Below are 13,024 nucleotides of genomic sequence, written 5' to 3'. Positions count from 1 at the left end.
TTCGTCCATTTCCGCGCAGACGATGACGTCACTGCCCGGCTGTATGCGCGAGGTTACCGACTGCGGCCTGAGTTTTTTAAATGGCGGAAAATCGTGTTGAGGCCAACGCCCATAATGCGGGCGGTTGCCCGGCATCCAACGCCATTCATGGCCATATCAATGATTTTCTGGTGCGTACCGGGTTGAGAAGCGGTGTAAGTGAACTGCAGTTGCCATGTTTTACGGCAGTGAGAGCAGAGATAGCGCTGATGTCCGGCAGTGCTTTTGCCGTTACGCACCACCCCGTCAGTAGCTGAACAGGAGGGACAGCTGATAGAAACAGAAGCCACTGGAGCACCTCAAAAACACCATCATACACTAAATCAGTAAGTTGGCAGCATCACCAAGAAGCTTGTGTTGTTGTATTAACGGAGAAGGATGTTTGGTTAAGGATTAACGGTAAAGAAGCCATCAGTTTAAAAGCTAATCATATGGCACTGGTGGCATGCGATAATAATATTATCGATTTTTCATCACTTAATAACGCATTGGTCGTACATATTAGCCGCGATATCATTAAAGACTATCTGCGCTTTTTAAATAAAGACCTTTCACAGATCCCACTCTGGCAACGCAGTGCCAGCCCAGTAATGACCTCAGCGTGTCTGACGCCGGATGTCTTCAGGGTGGCTGCCCAACATAGCGTAATGGACACAGTGAACGAAGCTGAAAGAGAGCGTACGCGCTCGCTACTGTTCACGGTGTTATCACGCTTTCTCGACAGCAAAAAGTTTATCTCTTTGCTCATGTATATGCTGCGCAACTGTATCAGCGACAGCGTTTATCACATTATTGAGAGCGATATACATAAAGACTGGAATTTAAGCATGGTTGCCAGTTGCTTATGCCTGAGTCCCAGTTTGTTAAAGAAAAAGCTCAAAAGTGAAAATACAAGTTACAGCCAAATAATTACCACCTGTCGCATGCGATATGCCGTCAATCAATTACTGATGGACGGCAAAAACATTTCCCAGGTCTCTCAACTATGTGGATATAACAGTACCTCATACTTTATCTCCGTATTCAAAGAGTTCTATGGGATGACGCCTCTTCATTATGTTAGTCAACATAGGGAGCCATCCGCCGCCTGATTTTTAATCAGTTAGCGATAAGCCATAATAATATCAGCATTAGCGATACCCCAGCTCCGTCATCATTAAACAGACTTTGGACGAGGTATGATAAGGCGTCATTTATCCTTATCAGGAGTTAGAAAATATGTCGACGGATGCTGATGCTCACAAAGTGGGCTTAATCCCCGTCACCCTTATGGTGTCGGGGAATATTATGGGTTCCGGTGTATTCCTGCTACCCGCAAACCTTGCGTCAACTGGCGGGATTGCAATCTACGGATGGTTGGTCACGATTATCGGTGCTCTGGCACTGTCGATGGTGTACGCCAAAATGTCGTCCTTAGACTCCAGTCCCGGTGGTTCTTATGCTTACGCCCGCCGCTGCTTCGGTCCTTTTTTGGGCTACCAGACCAACGTGCTGTACTGGCTGGCCTGCTGGATTGGTAACATCGCCATGGTGGTCATTGGCGTCGGTTACCTAAGCTACTTCTTCCCCATCTTAAAAGATCCGCTGGTCCTGACGCTGACCTGTGTCGTAGTGCTGTGGATCTTCGTATTACTGAACATTGTCGGACCGAAAATGATCACCCGCGTGCAGGCCGTCGCAACGGTACTGGCACTGGTACCAATTGTCGGGATTGCCGTCTTCGGCTGGTTCTGGTTCCGCGGTGAAACCTATATGGCGGCCTGGAACGTCAGCGGCATGAACACCTTCGGCGCGATTCAAAGCACTCTGAATGTTACCTTGTGGTCATTTATCGGGGTAGAAAGCGCCTCCGTCGCGGCTGGCGTGGTTAAAAACCCCAAACGTAACGTACCTATCGCCACCATGGGCGGCGTGCTGATTGCCGCTGTTTGCTACGTGCTCTCCACCACCGCGATCATGGGTATGATCCCTAACGCGGCGCTACGTGTTTCAGCCTCTCCGTTCGGTGATGCCGCACGCATGGCGCTGGGTGACACCGCAGGGGCAATTGTCTCCTTCTGTGCTGCGGCCGGGTGTCTTGGTTCTCTGGGCGGCTGGACGCTGCTTGCCGGGCAAACCGCCAAAGCCGCAGCCGATGACGGCCTGTTCCCACCGATTTTTGCCCGCGTGAACAAAGCCGGTACGCCAGTGGCAGGGTTAATTATCGTCGGCATTCTGATGACCATCTTCCAGTTCAGCAGCATGTCGCCGAACGCAGCGAAAGAGTTTGGTCTGGTCTCTTCGGTCTCCGTTATCTTCACCCTGGTGCCGTATCTGTATACCTGTGCCGCGCTGCTGCTGCTCGGCCATGGTCACTTTGGTAAAGCACGCCCGATGTACTTACTGGTGACCTTTATCGCCTTTGTCTACTGCATCTGGGCGGTTGTCGGTTCCGGAGCCAAAGAAGTGATGTGGTCGTTCGTCACGTTGATGATCATCACCGCTCTGTACGCACTGAACTACAACCGGATCCATAAAAACCCGTATCCACTGGATGCCCCGGTAAACAATAACTAACACCAACAATCGTCGTGGCCCGATGGCGTAAGTTCATCGGGCCAACGTTCTCCCACCGCTCTTCGAAACATCAACATTAAGAACTTAAGGTTGGCTTAATTTTACTTTGAGAGGATTTGCACCACATAGTCGATGGAACCCCCTTAATGTTAAAGCTCTTGTTTAAAAGGCCCACTCTCGGGCTAATCAGCTGGCTTCTGCTGATCTCATTTTATCTTGCGACCTTCCTGAACATTGCGTTCTATAAACAAGTGCTGCAAGACCTGCCTCTGGACTCTGTGCGTAACGTGCTGGTGTTTTTATCAATGCCGGTGGTCGCGTTCAGCGTCATGAACATTGTGCTGACACTGGCCTCATTCCTGTGGCTTAATCGCCTAGTGGCGTGCATTTTCATTCTGGTTGGCGCATCGGCCCAATATTTCATCATGACCTACGGCATCATCATCGACCGCTCAATGATCGCCAATATGATGGACACCACCCCCGCCGAAACCTTTGCTTTGCTGACACCACAACTGCTCATCACGCTCGGGGTGAGCGGCATTCTGGCCGCACTTATTGCTTGCTGGGTAAAAATCAAACCGATCACGTCTGTCATGCGCAGCATACTGTTTCGTGGCGCGAACATTCTGATCTCCGCACTGCTGATCGTGCTGGTCGCTGCGTTCTTCTATAAAGATTACGCTTCACTGTTTCGCAACAACAAAGAACTGGTGAAATCCCTCAGTCCATCCAACAGCATTGTGGCGACGTCATCCTGGTATTCACACCAGAGGCTGGCCCACCTGCCGCTGGTACGCATTGGCGAAGACGCACACCGCAATCCGTTGATGGTGAAAGAAAAGCGTAAGAACCTGACGATTGTGGTTCTCGGCGAGACTTCACGTGGCGATAACTTCTCGCTGTCAGGCTATTCGCGCCAGACCAACCCGCTGCTGGAAAAAGATAATGTGGTCTATTTCCCCCGCACCACGTCCTGCGGAACGGCAACGGCAGTATCAGTACCCTGCATGTTCTCGGATATGCCACGCGCGCACTACGACGAAGAACTAGCGCAGCATCAGGAAGGCGTGCTCGACATTATTCAACGGGCGGGAATTAACGTTCTGTGGAACGATAACGACGGCGGCTGCAAAGGGGCTTGTGACAGGGTTCCACACCAGAATATGACTAAGCTGAACCTGCCGGGACAGTGTATTGATGGTGAATGCTACGATGAAGTCCTGTTCCACGGGCTGGAAGAGTACATTAATAACCTGAAAGGCGACGGCGTGATTGTGTTGCATACCATCGGCAGCCACGGTCCGACCTATTACAACCGCTATCCTGCGCAGTTTAAGAAATTTACGCCAACCTGCGATACCAACGAAATCCAGACCTGTTCACAACAACAGTTGGTCAATACTTACGACAACACTATTCTTTACGTTGACTATATTGTTGATAAAGCAATCAATATACTGAAAGAGCACCAGGATAATTTCACTACCAGCCTGGTCTATCTTTCCGATCACGGCGAATCCTTAGGGGAAAATGGCGTCTATTTGCACGGCCTGCCGTATTCGATTGCACCTGATACGCAAAAACATGTGCCGATGCTGCTGTGGCTCTCCGAGGATTATCAGCAACGCTATCAGGTCTCTCAGACATGTTTGCAAAAACGGGCAAGCTCAGAAGATTTCTCACAGGATAATCTCTTCTCGACCTTGCTGGGATTAACGGGCGTACAAACACAGAAATATCAGGCGGCGGATGATATTCTGCAACCCTGCCGGGGAGGCTAAACGAATGAAAATCCTGATTGTTGAAGACGATACGTTGTTATTACAGGGACTAATACTCGCCGCGCAAACAGAAGGCTACGCCTGCGACGGCGTATCCACGGCCCGTGCAGCGGAGCAGTGTCTGGAGAGCGGACATTACAGTCTGGTGGTCCTCGACCTGGGCTTACCGGATGAAGACGGCCTGCACTTTCTGAACAGAATCAGACAGAAAAAATACACCGTGCCGGTACTTATCCTCACCGCCCGCGATACGGTGAAGGACCGGGTCAGTGGGCTGGACGTGGGGGCAGATGACTACCTGGTCAAACCGTTCGCACTGGAAGAACTGCACGCCCGCATCCGGGCACTGCTGCGTCGTCACAACAATCAGGGTGAAAGTGAACTCATTGTCAGCAATCTGACGCTGAATATCGGTCGTCGCCAGGTGTGGATGGACGGGCAAGAGGTTATCTTAACGCCGAAAGAATACGCACTCCTGTCGCGCCTGATGCTCAAAGCGGGCAGCCCGGTACACCGGGAAATTTTGTATAACGACATCTACAGCTGGGATAACGAACCGTCGACCAATACGCTGGAAGTGCACATTCACAACCTGCGCGACAAAGTCGGAAAATCTCGCATCCGCACGGTCAGGGGATTTGGCTATATGCTGGTTGCCACTGAGGAAAGCTAAGTGAAGCTGCTGCAATATCTAAAACAACCGCTCCCGCTTCGTCATCGCCTGATGCTGACGATTGGTCTTATTCTGCTGGTCTTTCAGCTGATTAGCACCTTCTGGTTGTGGCATGAAAGTACCGAGCAAATACAGTTATTCGAACAGGCATTGCGCGAAAATCGCAACAACGATCGCCACATTATGCATGAGATCCGCGAGGCCATCGCCAGTCTGATCGTCCCCGGCATCTTTATGGTCAGCCTGGCACTGCTGATTTGCTACCAGGCAGTGCGACGTATTACTCGCCCGCTGGCAGATCTGCAAAAAGAGCTGGAAGCGCGGGCAGCCGATAACCTGACCCCGATTGAAATTCACAGCTCAACCATTGAGATCCAGGCGGTTGTCTCCGCGCTCAACGACCTGGTAACGCGGTTAACCAGCACGATTGAAAACGAACGCTTATTTACCGCCGATGTCGCTCACGAACTGCGCACACCGCTGTCAGGCGTGCGCCTGCATCTGGAATTATTATCCAAAACCCATAAGGTCGACGTTTCGCCGCTAATTGCCCGCCTGGATCAAATGATGGACAGCGTATCGCAACTGCTGCAACTCGCCCGCGTCGGACAGTCGTTTTCGGCCGGGAGCTACCAGCATGTCAAGCTGCTGGAGGATGTTATTCTGCCCTCCTACGATGAACTCAGCACCATGCTGGACCAACGTAAACAGACGCTGCTCCTGCCACAAAGCGCGGCGGACGTTGTCGTGCCTGGTGATGTTACGCTGTTGCGGATGCTACTACGAAATCTGGTGGAAAACGCACATCGTTACAGCCCGGAAGGCACCCATATTACGATTAGCCTGAACACAGAGCAGGATGCCGTCCTTGCCGTTGAAGATGAAGGGCCGGGCATTGATGAAAGTAAATGCGGGGAGTTGAGTAAAGCGTTTGTGCGTATGGACAGCCGCTTTGGCGGAATTGGACTGGGGCTGAGCATTGTCAGTCGCATCACCCAGTTACATCAAGGGCATTTCTATTTGCAAAATCGCCAGGGAACCAACGGCACTCGCGCATGGGTGGAATTGGCGAAAATTCAGTAAGAGCTCACCCATACATACAAAAAGCTGCTGACGATCAGCAAACTGCACACGGTGGTCAAACTTTCATAAATACGGGTTTTCATGACACTCTCCTCCGAAACTATGGAGGAGAGTTTGCCTGAAGGATATTAAGCCAACCTTAAGGCCACGCGCCGGATGGCGGCTGACGCCTTATCCGGCCTACAAAGTACAATGCTACCCGTAGGCCTAAAAGCTGCGTGCCATCAGGCAATGACACGATTACTCATCAATACGCGGATGCTGCTGCACCAGACGCGTGCGCTTAACCTGTAGCTCAGCAATTTCCTGATCGATATCTTCGATTTTCTGTTCAATGTTATCGTAGTGTTCGCCGAGGATCTCTTTCGCTTCCTGAATATCCGAAGCGGCAGGCGTGGCCCCTTTCAGCGGCTGATTGGCGGTCTCTTTCATGGTCACGCCGGTAATTAAACCAATCACCGCAATCACCATCAGATAATAAGCAGGCATCATCAGATTCTGCGAGCTTTCCACCAGCCATGCGGCCAATGTCGGAGTCAGACCAGCAATCAATACCGAGATATTAAACGCGGCGGCCAGTGCACTGTAGCGAATATGCGTCGGGAACATCGCCGGTAACGTTGACGCCATCACCCCGGTAAAGCAGTTGAGGATCACCGCCAACATCAGCAACCCGGCGAAAATCAGACCGATAACATTACTGTTAATCAGGATAAATGCCGGAATCGCCAGCACAAACAGCGCAATACTGCCCATGATCACAAACGGACGGCGCCCGAAGCGGTCGCTGAGCAACCCCATAATCGGCTGCACAAACAGCATACCAATCATGATGGCGATAATAATCAACACACCGTGGTCTTCGGAGTAATGCAGGTTATGCGACAGGTAGCTCGGCATATAGGTGAGCAGCATGTAGTAGGTGACGTTGGTAGCAATCACCAAACCAACACATGCCAACAAGCTGCGCCAGTGCTTAGTCGCAATCTCTTTAAACGAAACCTTCGGACCTTCCTGTAGACCCTGACGATCGCCCTGCTCCAGTTTATCCACGTGCTGCTGGAACGCCGGCGTCTCTTCCAGCGCATGACGCAGGTACAGACCAATCAACCCTAACGGTAGCGCCAGGAAGAACGGAATACGCCAGCCCCAGTCAAGGAAATTTTCCTCGCCGACGACGGTTGAAATCAGAACCACCACGCCCGCACCCAGCACAAACCCGGCAATCGAGCCGAAGTCCAGCCAACTGCCCATAAATCCACGCTTACGGTCCGGCGAATATTCCGCGACAAAAATCGACGCCCCGGTGTACTCTCCGCCGACCGAGAATCCCTGTGCCATCTTACACAGCAGCAGCAGAATCGGCGCCCAGATACCAATCGAGGCATACGAGGGAATAAGACCGATACAGAAGGTACTTATCGACATAATCACAATGGTGATAGCCAGTATCTTCTGACGACCGTATTTATCGCCGAGCATACCGAAGAACAATCCGCCAAGCGGTCGAATCAGAAAGGGAACAGAGAAGGTGGCGAGTGCAGCAACCATCTGCACGCTGGGGTCAGCCCCCGGGAAGAACACTTTACCTAATGCGTAAGCAACAAATCCATAAACACCAAAATCGAACCATTCCATCGCATTACCTAACGACGCTGCGGTAATGGCTTTTCGCAATTTACCGTCATCAATGATGGTAACGTCGCGCAGCGTTATCGGTTTTATTTTTTTCCTTTTTAGCATACTCGTCCTCATAGACTTAGCCCTGTCACGCTCCAGTTCGAATCCCCCAACGCCCATGCGTCAAGGTCATCACCGAGCGGGGAACGCACAGGCGCATTCCCTGTAACAAGCGTAGCAGGTTTACTTACACTGACGAGAAACACACAGTACAACCGAACCTGTTGACGCCTGATTGGGCGGTTAATGACCTCTTTACCCTAACAGTGTTTAAATTTGTGATCAACTTCACATATAGTTTTTCATTTCGTCAACATGCGTAAATTAGGTCATTCTTAGTCATCTTTTTTACATGTAACGCTTGCGATTTACTGACAATTAAATACAAGAATAAATCGCTTTATTGCACCAACAATCACAGCGGTCATTATTATTCTGCTAGCAAAAAAAAACACCTAATCCCTTCACAAAAAGATCACAGCTTTTTTAATAATCAGAGCGACCGAGAACTTTTGCTCGGAATATGTGATGAAGATAACTAAAACATCGTTTTATTTTGATTGAATCAATGTTCCCATGAATGCAAACTAATTCCAGACGCAATATCCCTGGGAGCAGCAACACGCTCAACGTATGCCGCGTTAGATTTTATAAAACAAAGAGATAGCGATTTTCTTTGTTAAGAGAAACCAGTAACCATTTGAATTTATTAATTTTTACCCTCTTGCGCTAGTATTAGCGGCGACAAGACATGAGGACGTTTATGAAAATTAAAGCCACGATTGAACGCATCCCCGGTGGAATGATGTTGATTCCTCTGTTATTAGGCGCAGTGTTAAATACGTTAGCTCCGGATACCGGTGCGTATTTCGGTTCGTTTACCAAAGGAATGATCAGCGGAACGGTACCGATTCTGGCAGTGTGGTTTTTTTGTATCGGCGCATCTATTGATTTACGGGCAACCGGCACGGTATTACGCAAGTCCGGTACGCTGGTAATAACCAAAATAGCCGTGGCGTGGGTAGTGGCAATGATTGCGGCTTCATTCATTCCTGATACCGGTATTCAAACCGGGTTCTTTGCAGGCCTCTCAGTTTTGGCAATTGTCTCCGCCATGGACATGACCAACGGTGGTTTGTACGCCAGCCTGATGAACCAGTACGGCACCAAAGAAGAGTCTGGCGCATTTGTGTTGATGTCTCTGGAATCCGGCCCGTTAATGACCATGGTGATCCTCGGCTCCGCGGGTCTGGCCTCCTTCGAGCCACACCATTTCATCGGCGCGGTATTACCGTTCCTGATTGGCTTTACGTTAGGCAACCTGGATCATGACCTGCGTTCTTTCTTCAGCAAAGCCACTCCGGTGCTGATCCCGTTCTTCGGCTTCGCGTTGGGTAACACCATTAACCTGAGCGTAATCGTTGATACCGGTCTGCTGGGTATCTTGCTGGGTGTCGCGGTTATCGTCATCACCGGTATCCCGCTGATTATTGCAGACCGTGTTATTGGTGGCGGGAACGGTACGGCAGGCGTGGCAGCCTCTTCAGCAGCAGGCGCTGCGGTGGCAAACCCGGTGATTATCGCCCAGATTAACCCGGCGTTCGAACCGGTTGCCGCATCCGCTACGGCGCTGGTTGCCGCCAGCGTAATTGTCACCGCCATTCTGGTGCCGATTATCACCGCGCTGTACGCCAAACGTTTTAATAAAAACCTGGTCGCCAACGAGACGGTGTCCACCCCGGCAGACTCTCTGCACCACTAACTCTGTCTTAGCCCCACTGACCGTCCCTGCTCAATTGATGAGTGGGGACGATGCAAAAATCTCCTCAACCATCGCATCAGCCAGTCGTTTCGCCGAACACAATCGCGGCATTCCTAACGCCACATTTTGCCACCGCTGCGTCACCGACCAGCTCACCGGATGACGCTGCGCATCGCACCAGTCGCCTAACCAGCTCAGCATATCGTTATGCTCGCCCGATCCGCCGACAACTGGCGTGCTGAGCCAATGATGATAGTAATGACGCGTAGCAGGCGCTGCATTCACGCTGTCCGCCAACGCCTGAGCGGCCATGGTTCGCAGGTTGTCTTTTAGCATTAACACCACATCGGCATTCGCTAACCGGCAGGCGTCACCGAAGGCTCCCCAGCGCAACTCCTCCAGCGCAACAAAACAGCGTCCAGGTAACGACCAACCGTCATATGCGCCAGCCCGCCAGCGGGTAAAAATTTGTTCGCTGTGTTCGCCCGCCTGAACCGTCAGGCCACGCTGGGTCAGCGCCTTCTCTTTATACGCAGCGCGTTGGGTAAACCAGTCAGTCAGTGAATTTATTTGTTGTAAAAGACCGGGGGTTGAAAGCCCACGCGGGTGTTCGGTTTGTTGTAAAAACCTCAGCCCTTCGGCAATACGCACCAGCGCCAGATGACCTGGGTCGATCATGCCCGCCAACTTTTCTACCAGCTTAAGGCGCATCACCAGATGCTCGCTGGACACTCCCGCCATCACCCACGCCCGCAGTTGTGTCTGGGATAACACCTCCTGCGTCAGACGCGCGCGCAGCCGCTGCTGCTGTTGCAGAAAACCGCCGGAACGTTTGGTTTCATCTCCCTGAACCAGATCGACCATAAACTTCGGGTAGACACACTCCAGCGTCCTCCCGGGGCCTTCCAGTAAAACGTTAGTCATGTGTGCTCGGTTGCAAAAAGGGTATTGATATCGTCACGCAGCAAACGGGAATCTTCATAAAGCCATGCCGCAATCGTAATGCGCTGCTGCAATTGCTCATTCATTGCATTCACCGCGGATTCATTTTGTTGGCGTAGCGTCAGACTCTCACTCAGACTCGCCTGCAATTGCGCCAGACACAGTGAAAAATCTGCAAAAAACGTGGCCATGCCTGCCGTAACGGAAATATCGACCTGAGCAACTAAAGCTTTACGAATTTGTTGGCAAAACTGGGAGACATACTGCACAAGGTTCTTATGCAAAGCGCCCATATCAATGAGATAACGCGTTTTTGTTTCGACGTAATCATTCCATCCCCAGTTGGGTTGATTTAGCCAACGAGAGAAAGTGTCACGCACCGCACCACCAGTAGACGGTGGATTTTCCACCGGGATATCCTGTTCAATGGCTTCGTTAAACAATTGGCGGGTATTGAAATTAAACATCGCTGTATGGAACGCTGGAAAACGGATCCGCGCACGAAAACCGGCGTGGTTTAGCTCCTCTTTCACCCTTTGCTCAATTGGCCGCATCGCGTCATTTAGCGCCCGGGAGAGCGTCGACTCAAGCTGTTCAAAACGCAGGGCTAAGTCACGGCTGATGCTTTCCTGCGCCGCCAGCAATACCCCCTCACAGGACGAGCGAATTTTATCTAACACAATTTTCGCCTGGCCTTCATCGTGCAGCACCAGCATTTCTCCGGCCATTTCTGCCGAGGAGACGCCAGCTCCCAGGCTATGTTGTGACATCATCAGGACGTTTTCTTTGATAAAGAAGGTGTTGATACCGCAAAGAATCTCGGTTTGTTGCTCTCTGAGATAGGCTGCAGCAGCCTCCAGCGCCAGTTCTACTTCATGGCTGACTTCATCGCTCACCCTCCCCTGGCTCACTTCTAACTGCTGCATATCCTCTTCAATATGCGTGATGTTCAGCCGCAGTTTGTCATAGGCGACCGTTAACCCGTGAGCACGAAACTCCAGATATTCGTGCACGCTTTGCGCATAGTTCAATAACTTATGTGACGCTGAGCGTAGCGCATACAGCGATGCATTGGCGTAAGCGGCGTGAATCACTTTCTGGATAGGCTGTTCAAACAGCGAGTCTTCCCACAACAGGTCGGCGGCATGACGGATATGCTCCGTATCTTCAAGATCGGTGGTACGCCAGCGTCTGCCAAGCGCCGCTTCGGCAAAATCCTGCACCCAACGTTGCACCTGATGATCCGGCAGTCGCCCACGGGCCGTCAGCTCATGACGCGCCCTGTTTGCCAGATAGCCCCACATTGAGGAAACCGGATAGATTCTCTCAGGGGCAATGCCACCTTGCATCAACGTGCCAGAAATCAACGCCCGCACCTGCTCTTCATCGTCACTGTTGCGGTCTTTCTGATCGAACTTGTTCACCAGCGCATACAGCGGTACTGACTTGCCAACCGCCATAATCGCCTGACGCACTTCCTCATCAGAAATCGATTTCAATTGGGTGTAATCCAACACCGCCAGCACCGCAGAGGCCCGTACCAGCTGTTCATTAAGCATTTTTTGTAAGTGCGGTTGTCCCGCCTCGTTCGGCCCCGGCGTATCCAGCAACGTTAATTGCCCTGGGTAGCTTGCTTGTCCGGCCAAATGGACAAACTCAACCTCAATAACCGGAATATGCTCAATTGCGGCATAGGCAGCAAAAGGAAAATCAACATCCAATGCTTTTGACAGGCGCACCAGGTCGTTCAGGCTTTTAAGGCAATGGAAAATAGGCTGTGCGCCAAGATAATACCGTTCAAATGCCACGCCGTTTTCAATATGCTGCAGCAGGACATTCATATCCTTGTCAATTTCCAGGGTCTGCGTAAGACGCAGGCGATCGCACTCGCGCACACGCTGCTGTAAAACCTTCATTAAGGCATCAATCGGCGCGACATGTGAAAAATGCAGGACCGGCTCTTTCTGCCCCGGCGTATGACGAATTAGCGTTGGTAACGCCGTCATGGGGCGATTACGATTAGGTAAAACTTCTGTCCCTACAATCGCGTTAATCGTCGTCGATTTTCCCGCTTTCATCGTGCCAACAATCGCCAGCACCATTTCCAGACGCGTAATCTTGCGCAACTCATTATTGAGCGTTGCTTGCTGGACATCCATGCCACGCGCGCTGAAATGCAGGGGCTGAACAACCTGACTGCTATGCTCTCCTTGTTTTAGCGCGACATCATCCAACGACGTCATGGGCAATTTTTGCAATTGCCTGAGATGTTCAAGCGAGAGCATCAGCAAGCGTTCCGCTTCCTGACTTAATTCATATATTGTCTGTGTGTGCATGGAAAATCTTTCCTTAACGCAAATAGCATTGCTTTTATTTAGCCCAATCGTTTTATTTATAGATTTTTTGGCTTTTATAATTACGTGTGGAAATAATTAAAATTAAAACAACCAATTGATATTATTAAAATAAGTTTGGCGTACAACCGCTGGCCTGAAACCTCTCACT

Annotated in this window: 9 protein-coding genes and 2 pseudogenes; 6 read left to right on the top strand and 5 right to left on the bottom strand. The window is 51.0% G+C overall.

What is annotated here, in order from left to right; all coding sequences use genetic code 11:
• A pseudogene (locus OGV71_RS20975) lies at nt 1–329 on the bottom strand (IS1-like element IS1B family transposase); the annotation flags it as partial.
• A 57-nt stretch (nt 330–386) separates the two neighbouring features.
• Here OGV71_RS20975 and OGV71_RS20970 point away from each other — a divergent pair.
• The 5 genes and pseudogenes from OGV71_RS20970 to pmrB form a co-directional block, all read left to right on the top strand.
• Nucleotides 387–1,130 (top strand): annotated as a pseudogene (locus OGV71_RS20970) (AraC family transcriptional regulator); the annotation flags it as partial.
• 127 nt (nt 1,131–1,257) lie between these two features.
• Nucleotides 1,258–2,595, top strand: a complete 1,338-nt coding sequence (gene adiC, locus OGV71_RS20965; RefSeq protein ID WP_003031853.1) for an arginine/agmatine antiporter — start codon at nt 1,258–1,260, stop codon at nt 2,593–2,595.
• 146 nt (nt 2,596–2,741) lie between these two features.
• Entirely contained in the window at nt 2,742–4,379 is a 1,638-nt protein-coding gene (gene eptA / locus OGV71_RS20960) for a phosphoethanolamine transferase EptA (protein ID WP_003031851.1), read from the top strand.
• A gap of 4 nt (nt 4,380–4,383) precedes the next feature.
• Nucleotides 4,384–5,052: a two-component system response regulator PmrA gene (pmrA, locus tag OGV71_RS20955; protein ID WP_003031849.1), complete on the top strand. Its 669-nt coding sequence runs from the start codon at nt 4,384–4,386 to the stop codon at nt 5,050–5,052.
• Nucleotides 5,053–6,135, top strand: coding sequence for a two-component system sensor histidine kinase PmrB (gene pmrB / locus OGV71_RS20950; RefSeq protein ID WP_204584235.1), 1,083 nt, complete (start codon nt 5,053–5,055; stop codon nt 6,133–6,135).
• Here pmrB and pmrR read toward each other — a convergent pair.
• On the bottom strand, nt 6,129–6,218 hold the full coding sequence (gene pmrR, locus OGV71_RS20945) for an LpxT activity modulator PmrR (protein WP_008321468.1): 90 nt from the start codon (nt 6,216–6,218) through the stop codon (nt 6,129–6,131). The genes pmrB and pmrR overlap by 7 nt on opposite strands.
• 157 nt (nt 6,219–6,375) lie before the next feature.
• Nucleotides 6,376–7,878: a glycine betaine/L-proline transporter ProP gene (gene proP / locus OGV71_RS20940; protein WP_003031844.1), complete on the bottom strand. Its 1,503-nt coding sequence runs from the start codon at nt 7,876–7,878 to the stop codon at nt 6,376–6,378.
• Nucleotides 7,879–8,578: 700 nt separating this feature from the next.
• On the opposite strand from proP, the gene kdgT reads away from it, so the two are divergent.
• A complete protein-coding gene (kdgT, locus tag OGV71_RS20935) occupies nt 8,579–9,577 on the top strand; it encodes a 2-keto-3-deoxygluconate transporter (protein ID WP_003031841.1) in 999 nt (332 codons plus the stop codon).
• 30 nt (nt 9,578–9,607) lie between these two features.
• Here the strand turns inward: kdgT and OGV71_RS20930 are convergent, their stop codons facing one another.
• A complete protein-coding gene (locus OGV71_RS20930; RefSeq protein ID WP_046671381.1) occupies nt 9,608–10,501 on the bottom strand; it encodes a diguanylate cyclase regulator RdcB family protein in 894 nt (297 codons plus the stop codon).
• Complete coding sequence (gene crfC / locus OGV71_RS20925; protein ID WP_047389621.1) at nt 10,498–12,855, bottom strand: clamp-binding protein CrfC; 2,358 nt, start codon at nt 12,853–12,855, stop codon at nt 10,498–10,500. The genes OGV71_RS20930 and crfC overlap by 4 nt, the downstream gene beginning before the upstream one ends.
• Nucleotides 12,856–13,024 lie beyond the last annotated feature (169 nt).

This window comes from Citrobacter sp. Cf088 (assembly GCF_030334295.1).
Classification (GTDB): domain Bacteria; phylum Pseudomonadota; class Gammaproteobacteria; order Enterobacterales; family Enterobacteriaceae; genus Citrobacter; species Citrobacter freundii.
The sequence above is the reverse complement of the archived record's forward strand: the minus strand, read 5'-3'. Positions and strand labels throughout refer to the sequence as shown.

Bases quoted from the DNA above. Each gene is read 5' to 3' on its own strand.
- crfC (WP_047389621.1), bottom strand. From the start codon at position 12,855: ATGCACACACAGACAATATATGAATTAAGTCAGGAAGCGGAACGCTTG.
- proP (WP_003031844.1), bottom strand. From the start codon at position 7,878: ATGCTAAAAAGGAAAAAAATAAAACCGATAACGCTGCGCGACGTTACC.
- eptA (WP_003031851.1), top strand. From the start codon at position 2,742: ATGTTAAAGCTCTTGTTTAAAAGGCCCACTCTCGGGCTAATCAGCTGG.
- pmrA (WP_003031849.1), top strand. From the start codon at position 4,384: ATGAAAATCCTGATTGTTGAAGACGATACGTTGTTATTACAGGGACTA.
- pmrR (WP_008321468.1), bottom strand. From the start codon at position 6,218: ATGAAAACCCGTATTTATGAAAGTTTGACCACCGTGTGCAGTTTGCTG.
- OGV71_RS20930 (WP_046671381.1), bottom strand. From the start codon at position 10,501: ATGACTAACGTTTTACTGGAAGGCCCCGGGAGGACGCTGGAGTGTGTC.
- adiC (WP_003031853.1), top strand. From the start codon at position 1,258: ATGTCGACGGATGCTGATGCTCACAAAGTGGGCTTAATCCCCGTCACC.
- kdgT (WP_003031841.1), top strand. From the start codon at position 8,579: ATGAAAATTAAAGCCACGATTGAACGCATCCCCGGTGGAATGATGTTG.